12 protein-coding genes are annotated in these 14,035 nt (G+C 70.2%); 10 read left to right on the plus strand and 2 right to left on the minus strand.

Features of this window, described 5'->3' with window-relative positions; genetic code table 11:
• Positions 1 to 84: 84 nt before the first annotated feature.
• Positions 85 to 963 carry an NAD(P)-dependent oxidoreductase gene (locus LR393_RS25445; protein ID WP_231487234.1) on the minus strand — a complete coding sequence of 293 codons (879 nt, stop codon included), beginning with the start codon at positions 961 to 963 and terminating at the stop codon, positions 85 to 87.
• 196 nt (positions 964 to 1,159) lie between these two features.
• Between LR393_RS25445 and otsB the strand changes: the two genes are divergently transcribed.
• The 3 genes from otsB (at position 1,160) to LR393_RS36655 (ending at position 5,743) form a co-directional block, all read left to right on the plus strand.
• Entirely contained in the window at positions 1,160 to 3,784 is a 2,625-nt protein-coding gene (gene otsB, locus LR393_RS35720) for a trehalose-phosphatase (RefSeq protein ID WP_407937350.1), read from the plus strand.
• Between the two features lie 168 nt (positions 3,785 to 3,952).
• Positions 3,953 to 4,099: a hypothetical protein gene (locus LR393_RS25460; protein ID WP_231487235.1), complete on the plus strand. Its 147-nt coding sequence runs from the start codon at positions 3,953 to 3,955 to the stop codon at positions 4,097 to 4,099.
• A gap of 351 nt (positions 4,100 to 4,450) precedes the next feature.
• Positions 4,451 to 5,743: a C40 family peptidase gene (locus LR393_RS36655; protein WP_231487236.1), complete on the plus strand. Its 1,293-nt coding sequence runs from the start codon at positions 4,451 to 4,453 to the stop codon at positions 5,741 to 5,743.
• Positions 5,744 to 5,951: 208 nt separating this feature from the next.
• Here the strand turns inward: LR393_RS36655 and LR393_RS25470 are convergent, their stop codons facing one another.
• On the minus strand, positions 5,952 to 6,455 hold the full coding sequence (locus LR393_RS25470) for an inorganic diphosphatase (RefSeq protein WP_231487237.1): 504 nt from the start codon (positions 6,453 to 6,455) through the stop codon (positions 5,952 to 5,954).
• 79 nt (positions 6,456 to 6,534) lie between these two features.
• Between LR393_RS25470 and dacB the strand changes: the two genes are divergently transcribed.
• The 7 genes from dacB to LR393_RS25505 form a co-directional block, all read left to right on the plus strand.
• Positions 6,535 to 7,974 (plus strand): D-alanyl-D-alanine carboxypeptidase/D-alanyl-D-alanine endopeptidase, encoded by a 1,440-nt coding sequence (dacB, locus tag LR393_RS25475; RefSeq protein ID WP_231487238.1) that lies wholly within the window; start codon positions 6,535 to 6,537, stop codon positions 7,972 to 7,974.
• A 16-nt stretch (positions 7,975 to 7,990) separates the two neighbouring features.
• Positions 7,991 to 9,070 (plus strand): zinc-dependent metalloprotease, encoded by a 1,080-nt coding sequence (locus LR393_RS25480; RefSeq protein ID WP_231487239.1) that lies wholly within the window; start codon positions 7,991 to 7,993, stop codon positions 9,068 to 9,070.
• Positions 9,063 to 10,043, plus strand: a complete 981-nt coding sequence (gene tilS, locus LR393_RS25485) for a tRNA lysidine(34) synthetase TilS (protein WP_231487240.1) — start codon at positions 9,063 to 9,065, stop codon at positions 10,041 to 10,043. The genes LR393_RS25480 and tilS overlap by 8 nt, the downstream gene beginning before the upstream one ends.
• 53 nt (positions 10,044 to 10,096) lie before the next feature.
• A complete protein-coding gene (gene hpt / locus LR393_RS25490) occupies positions 10,097 to 10,651 on the plus strand; it encodes a hypoxanthine phosphoribosyltransferase (RefSeq protein WP_331282982.1) in 555 nt (184 codons plus the stop codon).
• A gap of 267 nt (positions 10,652 to 10,918) precedes the next feature.
• Complete coding sequence (gene ftsH / locus LR393_RS25495) at positions 10,919 to 12,907, plus strand: ATP-dependent zinc metalloprotease FtsH (protein WP_231487241.1); 1,989 nt, start codon at positions 10,919 to 10,921, stop codon at positions 12,905 to 12,907.
• A gap of 110 nt (positions 12,908 to 13,017) precedes the next feature.
• Positions 13,018 to 13,641: a GTP cyclohydrolase I FolE gene (folE, locus tag LR393_RS25500; protein WP_331282983.1), complete on the plus strand. Its 624-nt coding sequence runs from the start codon at positions 13,018 to 13,020 to the stop codon at positions 13,639 to 13,641.
• Positions 13,642 to 13,696: 55 nt separating this feature from the next.
• Positions 13,697 to 14,035 (plus strand): dihydropteroate synthase (locus LR393_RS25505; protein ID WP_407937353.1); only part of this gene is annotated, 339 nt, incomplete at its 3' end.

A 14,035-nucleotide genomic window follows, 5' to 3' on the forward strand; every position in this document is an offset into this window, starting at 1 on the left:
GCAAAACCTCCCCAGAGTTCTAGAACTGTGGTCTCGAGAGTTCTAGAACGCCGGGGAGGTTTTGCATGATCACGGAAGGGTTTTTTAGTAGGACAGGTAGACCGCACCCATGTCCTTGTCGCCGTGGCCGTCCTGCTCGGCGCGGGCGAAGTGCTCACGGGCGATCGCCACGAAGGCCGGGTCGGCGCCGGCGGCGCGGGCGCCCTCCTCGATCAGGCCGGCGTCCTTCAGGGCGCCGCTCAGGGCGAAGGAGGGGTCGAAGGCGCCGTCGAGCATGGCCTGGCCCTTGATCTGCACATAGGGGGCGTCGACGGCTCCGCCCTTCACCGACTCCAGGAACAGGGCCGGGTCCAGGCCGAAGGCCTCGGCCATCTTCAGCGACTGGGCCACGCCGACGGTCACGGTGGCCACCCAGCCATTGGCCACCAGCTTCAGCCGGGTGCCGGCGCCGACCTCGCCGACCCACAGCGTTCTGGCGCCGATGGCCTCGAGAACCGGTGCGACGGCGTCCTTCACCGATTCCGGGCCGGAGGCGAGCACGGTCAGGGTGCCCTGCTCGGCCGGGCCCTTGGTGCCGAGCACGGGCGCGTCGACGTAGACCAGACCGTGCTGCGCGGCCAGGGCGGCGAGCCGGTCGTTGCCCTCGACGCCGACCGTGCTGGTCTGCAGCCAGAGGGTGCCCTCGGCCAGGCCGGGCGCGGCCTGCTCGATCGCGGCGGCGACGCTGTCGGCGTCGAACAGCATGGTGACGACGATGTCGGCGCCGGTCACGGCCTCGGCGGCGGAGCCGGCGGCCAGGGCGCCGTCCTCGGTCAGGGGCCGGGCCTTGTCCGGGGTGCGGTTCCAGGCCCGCAGCGTCAGTCCGGCCCGGGCGATGTTCCGGCCCATGGCGAGGCCCATGATGCCGGTGCCGAGCAGGGCGACGACGGGCGGAGTCGGCGTGGGTCCGGGGGAATTGGTCACGCGGCCGAGGCTACGCTGAGGCCGGTTGCTATGGGTGAGCAGAAGTCGCCATCCGGGAAAGGCCAGGACATGGCGTGGCAGATTTTAACCACGCTATACGGTCTAAATCAGTCTAAACTGTCCAAAGGGCGAGACAAGTGCCACGCGGCTCCAGGAGGCGTGCGGTGCCCTTAGTGCCTAGGGTTACAAGGCGTGAATGACGTCACGATGGGTGATTCGTCATTGGACGTTCCTTTCCGTCATCACCCGCGTCGCCTTGGACACGCGGACCGATGACCTGACCAGGAAGGCCGACCCCGTGTCGCAGCAGCAGACCGAGCCCGACCATCGCAGCGACCTCGTGGTGGTCGCGAACCGCCTGCCCGTCGACCGTAAGGTCGCCCCCGACGGCACCACCACCTGGAAGCCCAGCCCCGGGGGCCTGGTCTCGGCCCTGGAGCCGGTGATGCAGCGCAACTCCGGTGCCTGGGTGGGCTGGACCGGTGCCCCCGGCGACGCCCCCGAGCCGTTCGAGGCGCGCGGCATCCACCTGATCCCGGTGGAGCTGAGCAAGAAAGACGTCGAGGACTTCTACGAGGGCATGTCGAACGGTGCCCTCTGGCCGCTCTACCACGACGTCATCGCTCAGCCCCAGTTCCACCGGCACTGGTGGGAATCATATGTCCGGGTGAATCGCCGGTTCGCCGAGAAGACGGCCGAGAACTCGGCGGAGAACGCCCTGGTCTGGGTGCAGGACTACCAGCTCCAGCTGGTGCCGCAGATGCTCCGGGCCCTGCGGCCCGACCTGCGCATCGCCTTCTTCAACCACATCCCGTTCCCGCCCTACGAGATCTTCGCCCAGTTGCCCTGGCGGCGGCAGGTTCTCGACGGCCTGCTGGGTGCCGACCAGCTCGGCTTCCAGCGTCCGGCCGACGCCAACAACTTCCTGCGGGCCTGCCGCCGCAACGGTCTGGCCACCCGCCGGGGCATGGTGCACCTGCCGGCCGAGCCGCGCTTCGGCAGCGCCGACCACCACCCCTCGCGTGAGGTGCGGGCCGCCGCGTTCCCCATCTCGATCGACTCCGAGTCGATCGACGCGCTCGGCCGCCGCCCCGACATCCAGGAGCGCGCCCGCGAGATCCGGCGCGAGCTGGGCGATCCCAAGGTGGTGCTGCTGGGCGTCGACCGCCTCGACTACACCAAGGGCATCCTGCACCGGCTCAAGGCGGTGGAGGAGCTCTTCGCCGAGGAGGTGCTCAGCCCGCCCGACGCCGTGCTCGTCCAGGTGGCCACCCCGAGCCGGGACCGGGTCGAGGAGTACGAGAAGATGAAGCGCGACGTGGAGGTCACGGTCGGGCGCATCAACGGCGACTACGGCCAGCTGGGCCACCCCGCCGTGCACTACCTGCACCAGTCGCAGGACCGCGAGGAACTGGCGGCGCTGTATCTGGCCGCCGACGTCATGCTGATCACCGCCCTGCGCGACGGCATGAACCTGGTGGCCAAGGAGTACGTGGCCACCCGGCACGACGAGCAGGGCGCCCTGGTGCTGAGCGAATTCGCCGGCGCCGCGATCGAGCTGCCGCAGGCCTTCCTGGTCAACCCGCACGACATCGACGGGGTGAAGGCCGCGATCGTGCGGGCCGCCGGGCTCTCGCCGCGCGAGGCCACCCGCCGGATGCGGGCGATGCGCCGCCGGGTGTTCGAGTTCGACGTGGCCCGCTGGGCCTCCACGTTCCTCAAGGTCGCCGCGTCGGCCGCGGCCGAGCCGCCCCAGTCCTCGCCGGGTCGGGTGAGTAACCCGGCGACCGAGAGCATCGAGCTGTCGGCGATCCTCGCGGCGGCCGAGGCCCGCAACGATCCGGCGGCGGCCGAGGCCCGGGCCGAGAGCGACTCCACGGCCCAGGTTCCGGTGGACGAGGGGCAGAAGTATTGGGAGGCCGGTGATTCCACCCCCTACGACGCCTACGACGAGAAGGATCTGGACGACACCGAGGGGCTGGAAGAGCCCGGGCATGTGCTGGACGATCCGCTGGTCGTCATCGATCCGGAAAACCGGCGCCCAGCACTGTCTCTGGGGCTGGTGACGGCGCTTGAGGGCTTCGCCATGCATCCGTCGCTCCTCATCGCTCTGGACTTCGACGGTGTGATCTCCCCGATCGTTGCCGACCCGGCGGCCGCACGCCCCCTGCCGTCCGCGTTGCGGTCCCTGAATGCCCTGGCCGCGCTGCCCGGTGTGCGGGTGGCCCTGGTCTCCGGTCGTCAGCTGGACGACCTGGTGCGGGTGGCCACGCCGCCGGCCCGGGCGCTGCTGGTCGGTAGCCACGGCGCGGAGTTCAGTGACCCGCTGGGTGAGTCCTCGGCCGGTTCCCCGCTGACCGATGCCCAGGCGGAGCTGCTGGCCAAGGCCACGGCCGAGCTGGAGGCCATCAGCTCGCGGCACGAGGGCACGCACGTCGAGACCAAGCCCACCGGGGTGGTGCTCCACACCCGCCGGGCGATGCGCCCAGTGGCGGCCAAGGCCACCCAGGAGGCCCTCGACGGGCCCGCCTCGTGGCCCGGGGTGCATCTCACCCACGGCAAGGAAGTGGTTGAGCTGTCGGTGGTCTCGGTGACCAAGGGCACCGCCCTGCGGCGCCTGCGCTCGATCACCGGGGCCGACGCGGTGCTCTACGCCGGTGACGACGTGACCGATGAGCGGGCCTTCGCGGTGCTGCGCACGGAGGCCGGTGACGTGTCGGTGCGCGTGGGCTCCGGCGAGACCCGGGCCGACCACCGTCTGGGTTCCCCGGACGAGGTCGCCACCATGCTGGGGCTCCTCGTGGACCTCTGCGGGGAGTGATCACCCGGATGCGGAGAATCACGGCGTAGGGCGTCAGTTGGGCCATTTTGATGAATAGGTGCAGGGGCGTACATCTCGGGATGCCGCGTCGGTGGGTACGTGATTCGATCTTGGTGTCGGAAAGATCGAATGGCGCCTGGCGCCTCTTCAAATGACGGGAGCTCCATCATGCCTCTCTGGCTGATCCTCATCATCGTCGGTGTCGTGCTGGCCGTTCTCGGCTTCGGCGGCGTCGGCAACCTGCTCATCTGGATCGGCGTGATCGTCCTCGTCGTTGGTGCGGTGCTCGCACTGGTCGGCCGTTCCAGGGTCTAGCACCTGTTGAGCGCCGTCCGACCACGGCCAGGCATCATCGTGGGCGTTACCTGAAAAAGGTGGCGCCCACGAGGCGTTTTGGCGGAACGTCACCTGCGAACGGGTTGCCCGGTCCTGGCCCCTCCCCCTAAAGGGCCACGCGACTCCGCCGGACGGCCCTTTCCGGGTCGGCTCTACGCACCTTGGACTCTCCGTCACAGGAGTGGAGGCTGGGGACAGGGGCACGGGTGGTCCCACTGAAGGGCGTCACTCGACCGGGCTAAAGGTCATCGGAACGACTGCCGAACTCCGCTGGGAAAGCGCGGGTTGCCCCGGACGGGTGCACCCGCGAGTGCGGAGAGAGGTGGCAAGGTGCGAGCGAAACGGCGACGATCACGGGCCCGCGACACGGCTGCGGTTCTCGCACTGGCCACGGTGCTCGTCGGTGGCCCGGCCCTGAGTGCGGCGGCGGACGAACCGGTTCCCGGTCAGGACGACGTGCGCCGGGCCCAGCGGAAGACGGCGCAGGCGCAGTCTCGCGTGGACGCCATCCAGGCCCGGATGGACGAGTCGGCCCGGCGGGCCGAGGCCGCGAACGTGGCGCTCAGTCAGGCCGCCGAGAACTACGACTACGCCCAGGTGCAGCTCCAGGCCGCGGCCAAGGCCTCGGACGAGGCCCAGGCCGTCGCCCGGCGGGCGAAGCAGCGGCTGGACGGGGCCGAGGAGGACCTGGGCCGGCTCGCCGCCCAGGCGTACCGCAGCGGCGGGCCGATGGCCCAGCTCGACGTGCTGTTCTCCCCGCTGGGCCCGCAGGACGTGCTCGAGCGGGCCTCGATGATGCAGGTGCTGGCCGGGCACCAGCAGAGCGTGCTGCGCCGGGCCGACTCGGCCCGGGTGGTGGCCAACAGTCTCATCGCGCAGGCCGAGCAGGCCCTGAAGCGCCGCCAGGCCGCGGCCCGGGCGCTGGAACAGGCCAAGCGGGAGGCCGAGCAGAAGGCCTCCGCCGCGCGGGCCGCGCTGGCGCAGGACGCCCGGCAGCGGAGCCAGATGCTCACCGAGCTGGCCGCCGCCCGGCGCACCTCGGTGGCGATCGAGCGGCAGCGCGAGGAAGGGCTGCGCCGGCAGGCCGAGGAACGGCGTGAGGCCGCGGCCCGGAAGGCGGCCGCCGAGCGCGCCGCCCAGGCCGAACGGGAGGCGGCCGACAACGATTCGGACTCGAATTCTGGTTCGGGCTCGGGTTCGTCCGCCGGAAGCTCCGGTGGGTCCACCTCGTCGGGCGGCTCGTCCAGCGGCAGCAGCTCGGCGGGTGCCGGGGCGGTGTCCTGGGCCCGCGGCAAGCTCGGCCTGCCCTACCTCTGGGGTGGCGAGGGGCCGGGCAGCTACGACTGCTCGGGCCTGGTGATGAAGGCCTGGGCCCAGGCCGGTGTGGCCCTGCCGCACTCGTCGCGGTTGCAGTACGCGTCGGTCCAGCACATCTCGTACGGCAGCATGCGCCCCGGCGACCTGATCTTCTTCGGCACCAACCCCGGCAACCCCGCCTCGATCCACCACGTGGCGATGTACATCGGCGGTGGCCAGATGATCGAGGCCCCGTACACCGGCGCGTTCGTCCGGATCGTGCCGGTGCGCAGCTCAGAAGCCATGCCCTACGCCGGCCGCCCCTAAATATTTCGTGATCATGCGAAACCTCCCCAGAGTTCTAGAACTCTCGCCACGACAGTTCTAGAACTCTGGGGAGGTTTCGCATGATCACGGCAAAGATCTTGTTGGCTTGGGAGGCGGGACCTCGTCCTCAATTCGGGCCACAAAACCCGACGGGGCCCCTCGACGGTGAGGGGCCCCGGTCGTCCTGAGCTGTGAAAACCTGTGAAGGTCAGTGATACGTGCCGTTCGCCTGCGCCTCGATGAGCCGCTTGCGCGAGTTCTCGATCTCGATCTCGGCCGCGGCCTTGTCGGCCCAGGCCGCGTCCTCGACCGACTTGCCCGGCTCGAGGTCCTTGTAGGTCTCGAAGAAGTGCTGGATCTCGAGACGGTAGAACTCGTTGACGTCGGTGAGGTCCTGGAAGACCTCCAGACGGGGATCGCCCGAGGGGATGCAGAGGATCTTGTCGTCCCCGCCCTTCTCGTCGCGCATGTGGAACATGCCGATGGCCCGGCACTTCACCAGGCATCCGGGGAAGGTGGGCTCCTCCAGCAGGACCAGGGCGTCCAGCGGGTCGCCGTCCTCACCGAGCGTGTTGTCGATGAAGCCGTAGTCCGCCGGGTAGCGCGTGGCGGTGAAGAGCATGCGGTCCAGGCGAATACGGCCGGTCTCGTGGTCGACCTCGTACTTGTTGCGCTGTCCCTTGGGAATCTCGATGGTGACGTCGAAGTCCACGGGTGTTCGCTACCTTCCGGCATGTGGTGTGGGCGGCCCAGCGTAATCTGGTACCTCTGGACCATGGGTTGTGATCGGGGTGTCTGACGTCACCCAGCGGACGTCCAAGCAATTGGTGATCCGCTTGTCCGTCGTGTTCGCTGTTCTCGTCACCGCACTGATCGTCGCTCTGACGGTACTTGGTCCGTTCGGCGATCGTCAGTCGACCTCCCCGCAGCAGGCCCTTGCGCCCTTGACCGAGAAAGTGCCCGGTGCATCCCTGCCTGAGCAGGAATCGCCCGAGGTTCTGCCCGCGGTCGACTCGGCGGCGCCGGAGATCTCCGCGACGAAGCTCACAGAACGCATGGCCAAACTGATGAGCAGCAAGGCCCTGGGCAAGTCGGTCTCGGTCGACGTGCTGGACCCGCTGACCGGCGAGCACGTGCTCAGCCGGGCCTCGGGCACCGCGCGTACCCCGGCGTCCACCGCCAAGCTGCTCACCACCGCCGCCGCGCTCTCCGCGCTGGGCTCGCACGCCACCGTCACCACTTCGGCGGTGTTCGACGACGACACGGTCTACCTGGTCGGCGGAGGGGACGTGCTGCTCGGCGCGGGGGAGAGTGACGAGGACGCGGTGGACGGGCACGCCGGCCTGGCCACCCTGGCCGAGCAGGCCGCGGCCGCGCTCTCCGCCAGCGGCTCGACCAGCGTGAAGGTAGCCCTGGACGACACCCTTTTCGAGGGGCCGGCGATGGCCGGGGGCTGGGACGCCTCCGACGTGACGAACGGCTACGTGGCCCCGGTCTACGCGGCCGAGATCAGCGCCGGGCGGCTACAGAAGGGCAACTACGTGCCGCGCTCGGCCGACCCGGGCAAGGCGGCCGCGCAGGCGTTCGCCGACGCCCTGGCCGACCAGGGCATCACCGTCAAGGGAAAGATCACCCGGTCGGAGGCGCCCGTCGCAGCCACCCCGCTGGGCAAGGTGCAGTCCGCGACCATCGGCGACCAGGTCGAACTCGCCCTCGACCACAGCGACAACACGATCGCCGAGGCCCTGGGCCGGCTCGTCGCCATCGAGCGCGGCGAGGGGGCGACCTTCTCCGACACCGGCCCGGCCGTCCTGAACGAGCTGGCCGACCAGGACGTGGAGGTGGGCGGGGCCGTCCTGGCGGACGGCAGCGGGCTTTCCGCTGAAAGCAGAATCCCGGTGCAGGTGCTGACGGCGGTGCTCGCCCTGGCCGCCGGTGAGGACGGCGCGCAGCTGCGGCCGATGCTCAGCGGGATGCCGATCGCAGGGGTGTCCGGCACGCTCGCCGAGCGCTTCGGGGCGACGTCGGAGAGTGCGGCGACCGGGCTGGTCCGGGCCAAGACGGGCACGCTGAGTGGCGTCAGCTCACTGGCTGGGACGCTGGTGGACGAGGACGGGCGCTACCTGGTGTTCGCGGTGATGGCCGACAAGGTGCCCTCCACCGCGGCCGCCCGCGAGGCGCTGGACCGCTTCGCCACCGGCCTCGTGGGGTGCGGCTGCTCCGGGGGGTAGCACGTACCGTGGGTGCATGGCAGCGGATCCGGTGGTGGCTGAGCCCGTCGACACGATGATCAACTGGGACCTGGCGGCGCGCACGGCGGCCCGGGTCGGGCGTTCCGGCCCGGATGTCAGCGTGGCGCAGGCCCAGCAGATCGTGGGGGAGCTACGCGTGGCCGCGGCCACCGCGCACCCGCACGTGCAGTCGGTCACCGGGCTCACGACGAATCCGGGCGAGGGTGTCTTCGTGGTGGACCGGCCGGGCTGGGCCCGGGCCAACATCACCGCCTTCCGCACCCTGCTGGCCCCGGTGATGGCCGAGGTCCAGGCCAAGAACGAGGAGCGCGGCAAGGCCGGGGCCGGGCAGAGCGCCATCGGCAGCCGGGTCACCGGCGCCGAGATCGGGGCCCTGCTCGGCGTGCTCTCCAGCCGCGTGCTCGGCCAGTACGACGCGTTCGCCAGCCCGGGCCGGCTGCTGCTGATCGCGCCGACGATCGTCACGGTCGAGCGCGACCTGGAGGTCGTGCCCGAGGACTTCCGGCTCTGGGTGTGCCTGCACGAGGAGACGCACCGGGTGCAGTTCACTGCCTCGGACTGGCTCTCCGACCACCTGCTGGGCGAGGTCCGCAGCCTGATCAGCGAGCTCATGCTGGAGCCCGGTCAGGTCGCCGACCGCTTCGGCCAGGTGCTGCGCGGGCTGCCCGACATGGTGAAGGGCGAGGGTGACGGCCGTTCGGTGCTCGAGGCCGTGCAGACCCCCGAGCAGCGGCAGAAGCTGGCCCGCATCACCGCGATCATGTCGCTGCTGGAGGGCCACGCCGACGTGATCATGGACGAGGTCGGCCCGCAGGTCGTGCCCACCGTGGCCACCATCCGCCAGCGCTTCACCCGTCGCCGGGCCGGCCGGGGCGCGATCGACCAGCTGCTGCGCCGGCTGCTCGGGCTCGACGCCAAGGCCCGGCAGTACGCCGACGGTGCGAAGTTCGTGCGCGGGGTGACCAAGGAGGTCGGCATGGACGGCTTCAACGCGGTCTGGACCTCGCCGCAGACCCTGCCCGAGCCCGAGGAGATCAACGACCCGAAGGCCTGGGTACGCCGCGTGCATGGATGAGGTCACGGCCGTCCACGTGGCGGTCCGGGATGCCCTGGCGGACCTTTCGGGCAGATCCGGGCCGGTTCTCGTGGCCTGCAGCGGCGGGCCCGACTCGCTGACTCTCGCCGCGGTCACCCTCACCACCGCCCGGGCCCACGGGTTCCGCGCGGGGGCGGTGGTGATCGACCACGGCTGGTCGGCCCCGGCCTCCGCGGCCGGGGCGCAGGCGGCCGGGCAGTGCCGCGCGCTGGGTCTGGATCCGGTACGGCTCACAAGGGTGGACGCGGGTGGCCCCGGGGGACCCGAGGCGGCCGCCCGGGTGGCCCGGTACCAGGCCCTGGAAGCCGTGGCCGCCGAACTGGGGGCCTGCGCGGTCCTGCTCGGCCACACCCTCGACGACCAGGCCGAGACCGTCCTGCTCGGCCTCGGGCGCGGTTCGGGCGCCCGCAGTCTGGCCGGCATGCCCGCGGTCCGGGGCGTGTTCCGCCGGCCGTTCCTCGGGCTGCGGCGGGAGGTGGTGGCCCGGGCCGGTGCCGTCCTCGGCCTGCACCCGTGGCACGACCCGGCCAACGACGACCCGGCCTACACCCGGGTGCGGGTTCGGCGGCTCTCCGGGGAGCTGGAGGGGGCCCTCGGTCCCGGGGTGGTGGAGGCACTGGCCCGGAGCGCCCAGATGCTCCGGGAGGACGCGGACGCGCTGGACGCGCTCGCGGGCCAGTTGCTGGAGCAGGCCCTCACCGGTGCTCACGAGGTGGCTGTCGGGCCGTTGCGGGAGGCTCTGCCCGCCCTGCGCCGCCGGGCCCTGCTGGGGCTCGCGCTCCGGGCCGGCTGCCCCGGCGGGGCCCTGGGTCACCGGCACGCGCTGGCGCTGGAGCGGCTGGTGGTCACCGGCCGGGGCCGGGCGGATCTGCCCGGCGCAGTGGTGGCCCAGGTCACGACCTCCGGCCGGGGGCCCCGGCTGAGCCTGCACGGCCGGATTGTGGCAGGCTGAGCTGCCGCCGGATCCGGCGCGACATCCACATCCGATATGCACCTGGGAGATTCGTGGACGCCTCCGACATGGGTTCGGACCTGGAAAAGGTCCTGCTCACCGAGGAACAGATCCAGGCACGACTCGGCGAGCTGGCCGGGCAGATCGAGCAGGACTACGCCGGCCAGGACGTGCTCCTGGTGGGTGTGCTCAAGGGCGCCATCATGGTGATGGCCGACCTGAGCCGCACGCTGCACCGCAGCTACGAGACCGACTGGATGGCCGTGTCCTCGTACGGCTCGGGCACCAAGTCGTCCGGCGTGGTGCGCATCCTGAAAGACCTGGACCGCGACATCAGCGGCCGGCACGTGCTGATCGTCGAGGACATCGTCGACTCCGGTCTGACGCTCTCCTGGCTGATCGCCAACCTGAGCTCGCGCGGCCCGGCCTCGGTCGAGGTGTGCACACTGCTGCGGAAACCGGATGCGATGAAGGTGGACCTCAAGGTCCGCTACGTCGGGTTCGACATACCCAACGAGTTCGTGGTCGGGTACGGCCTCGACTACGCCGAGCAGTACCGCAACCTCCGGGTGGTGGGCACCCTCGCGGAGCACGTGTACTCAAGCTGACGCCGACCTGGCGCCAAGCTGTGAGCGCAACTGTGAACCGGCAGGAGCGGAACAGGAGGACGATGTCCTCCGTTCCACTCATAGCTGCCTTCCGGACGTGCGTCGGTAGTAACCGGAGAAAGCATCCGGAAGCGGCGACGTCCGCAGCAAGATGTGCACGGGCCGCCGGGTCGAGGCCGGGTCGGTCTGTGGGCATCGGTGTACCGTCGTCCTATTGAGCACGAGCAGGAGGGTCGGGGCCTTTTCGGCTCCAGGTGAACACACGGCATGGACGTCAAACGACTGACGCGGGGGCCGGCGATCTGGGTGATCGTCTTCGTGGTCCTGCTCATCATCGGGGCCCGCGTGTTCGCGCCCAATCAGGTCTCGAAGATCGACACGTACCAGGCCATCGACCTGATTGAGCAGAACAAGGTCGAGAGCGCCACCCTGATCGACGGTGACCAGCGCATCGAGCTGACCCTGAAGGCCGGCAACGAGATCAAGGGCCACCTTCAGGTCGAGGCCAACTACATCTCCCAGCGCGGCGACGAGCTGGTGCAGCTGCTGAAGGACAACGAGCCGACCAAGGGCTTCACCGACAAGGTGCCGCAGTCCTCGTGGTGGTCCAGCCTCCTCATCGGGGTACTCCCGCTGATCCTGCTGCTCGCCGTGTTCTGGTTCCTGATGGGCCAGATGCAGGGCGGCGGCTCGCGGGTGATGAACTTCGGCAAGTCCCGCGCCCGGCTGGTCAGCAAGGACACCCCCAAGGTGACCTTCGCCGACGTGGCCGGTGCCGACGAGGCGGTCGAGGAGCTCCACGAGATCAAGGAGTTCCTGGCCGAGCCGGCCAAGTTCCAGGCCGTCGGCGCCAAGATCCCCAAGGGCGTGCTGCTCTACGGCCAGCCCGGTACCGGTAAGACGCTGCTCGCCCGGGCCGTCGCCGGTGAGGCGGGCGTGCCGTTCTACTCGATCTCCGGTTCCGACTTCGTCGAGATGTTCGTCGGTGTCGGTGCGTCCCGCGTGCGTGACCTGTTCCAGCAGGCGAAGGAGAACGCCCCGGCGATCATCTTCGTCGACGAGATCGACGCGGTCGGCCGTCACCGGGGTGCCGGTCTCGGCGGTGGGCACGACGAGCGTGAGCAGACCCTCAACCAGCTACTGGTCGAGATGGACGGCTTCGACGTCAAGACGAATGTCATCCTGATCGCGGCCACCAACCGGCCCGACATCCTCGACCCCGCCCTGCTGCGCCCGGGCCGTTTCGACCGGCAGATCTCGGTCGAGCCGCCGGACATGAAGGGCCGCACGAAGATCCTCACCGTCCACTCCAAGGGCAAGCCGATGGCTCCCGACGTGGACCTCGAGGGTGTCGCCCGCAAGACCCCCGGTTTCAGCGGTGCCGACCTGGCCAACGTGCTGAACGAGGCCGCGCTGCTGACCGCCCGGGCCAACGCCCGGGTGATCGACGACCGGGCCCTGGACGAGGCGATCGACCGGGTCATCGCGGGGCCGCAGAAGCGCACCCGGCTGATGAGCGAGAAGGAACGCAAGATCACCGCGTACCACGAGGGCGGTCACGCGCTGGTGGCGGCGGCGATGAACAACACCGAGCCGGTCACCAAGGTCACGATCCTTCCGCGGGGCCGCGCCCTCGGCTACACCATGGTGCTGCCGCAGGACGACAAGTACTCCACCACCCGCAACGAGATGCTCGACCAGCTGTCGTACGCGATGGGTGGCCGGGTGGCGGAAGAGATCATCTTCCACGACCCCACCACGGGCGCCTCGAACGACATCGAGAAGGCCACCGGCATCGCCCGGGCGATGGTCACCCAGTACGGCATGTCGGAGCGGGTCGGTGCGATCAAGCTGGGCCGCAGCAGCGGTGAGGTCTTCCTCGGCCGCGACATGGGCCACGAGCGCGACTACTCCGAAGAGGTGGCCAGCGTCGTCGACGACGAGGTCCGCCGCCTGATCGAGGCCGCGCACGACGAGGCCTACCAGGTGCTGGTCGAGAACCGTGACGTTCTCGACCAGCTGGTGCTGACCCTCCTGGAGAAGGAGACCCTGAACCGGGCGGAGCTGGCCGAGATCTTCGGTCCGGTGCGCAAGAGCCCGGTGCGCCCGGTCTGGCTGTCCAGCGAGCGCCGCGCCGTCTCCGACATTCCGCCGGTGCTCAGCCCGGCCGAGCGTCGCCTGGCCCAGAACGGCAGCTCGGCCTCGGCCAACGGTTCGGCCAACGGCCACGGCGCCGAGCTCGGAGACCTGAACTAGGTTCTGCACGAAAGGTCCCCGCAGGTTCCCCCGCGCGTCAGGGGAGTCTGTGGGGATTTTCATCTCCCGGCGGGCGGGGCGCCGGAATTCGCCAAGCACTGGAGAACCACGTGGCACACGAGTTGGACACCGTCGCCGACACCCCGGCCGAGGGACTGGACCCGAGCGTCGACACCACCCGGATCGAGTTCGCGGTGCGCGAGATCCTGCTCGCCATCGGTGAGAACCCCGACCGCGACGGTCTGCTGGAGACGCCGGCCCGGGTGGCCCGGGCCTACGCCGAGATGTTTTCCGGGCTGCGGCAGGACCCGTCCGACGTGCTCTCCACCACCTTCGACCTCGGGCACGAGGAGATGGTGCTGGTGCGCGACATCGAGCTGTACTCCTGCTGCGAGCACCACCTGGTGCCGTTCCACGGCGTGGCCCACGTCGGCTACATCCCCAGCTCCGACGGCCGCATCACCGGGCTGAGCAAGCTCGCCCGCCTGGTCGACCTCTTCGCCAAACGACCGCAGGTGCAGGAACGGCTCACCACGCAGATCGCCGACGCACTCGTCGAGCACCTGAAACCTCGCGGTGTGATCGTGGTGCTGGAATGTGAGCACCTCTGCATGTCCATGCGTGGCGTGCGCAAGCCGGGCTCGCGTACCGTGACGTCCGCGGTGCGTGGTCAGCTGCGCGACCCGGCGACCCGGGCCGAGGCGATGAGCCTGATCGTCGCCCACGCGCGCTGACCGCACGAATCTGCTGACGAGGAAAGAGGCCGTGGCCCACATCCAGCTGCCGGGAATGACCACCTCCGCACACCGGACCCTGGTCATGGGGGTGCTCAACGTCACCCCGGACTCCTTCAGCGACGGTGGTCGATGGCTCGACCCGGACGCGGCGGTGACCCACGGCCTGGAACTGCGGGCCCAGGGTGCGGACCTGATCGACGTCGGCGGGGAGAGCACCCGGCCGGGCGCCGAGCGGGTCAGCGAGGAGGAAGAGCTGCGCCGCACCGTTCCGGTGGTGCGGCGGCTCGCCGATCAGGGGGTGGCCGTCAGCATCGACACGATGCGGGCGAGCGTGGCCCGGGCCGCGCTGGAGGCCGGTGCGGCGCTGGTGAACGACGTCAGCGGGGGCCGG

This window comes from Kineosporia mesophila (assembly GCF_021129235.1).
GTDB lineage: Bacteria > Actinomycetota > Actinomycetes > Actinomycetales > Kineosporiaceae > Kineosporia > Kineosporia mesophila.

Bases quoted from the DNA above. Each gene is read 5' to 3' on its own strand.
- tilS (WP_231487240.1), top strand. From the start codon at position 9,063: ATGGATGAGGTCACGGCCGTCCACGTGGCGGTCCGGGATGCCCTGGCG.
- ftsH (WP_231487241.1), top strand. From the start codon at position 10,919: ATGGACGTCAAACGACTGACGCGGGGGCCGGCGATCTGGGTGATCGTC.
- LR393_RS25480 (WP_231487239.1), top strand. From the start codon at position 7,991: ATGGCAGCGGATCCGGTGGTGGCTGAGCCCGTCGACACGATGATCAAC.
- otsB (WP_407937350.1), top strand. From the start codon at position 1,160: ATGACGTCACGATGGGTGATTCGTCATTGGACGTTCCTTTCCGTCATC.
- LR393_RS25460 (WP_231487235.1), top strand. From the start codon at position 3,953: ATGCCTCTCTGGCTGATCCTCATCATCGTCGGTGTCGTGCTGGCCGTT.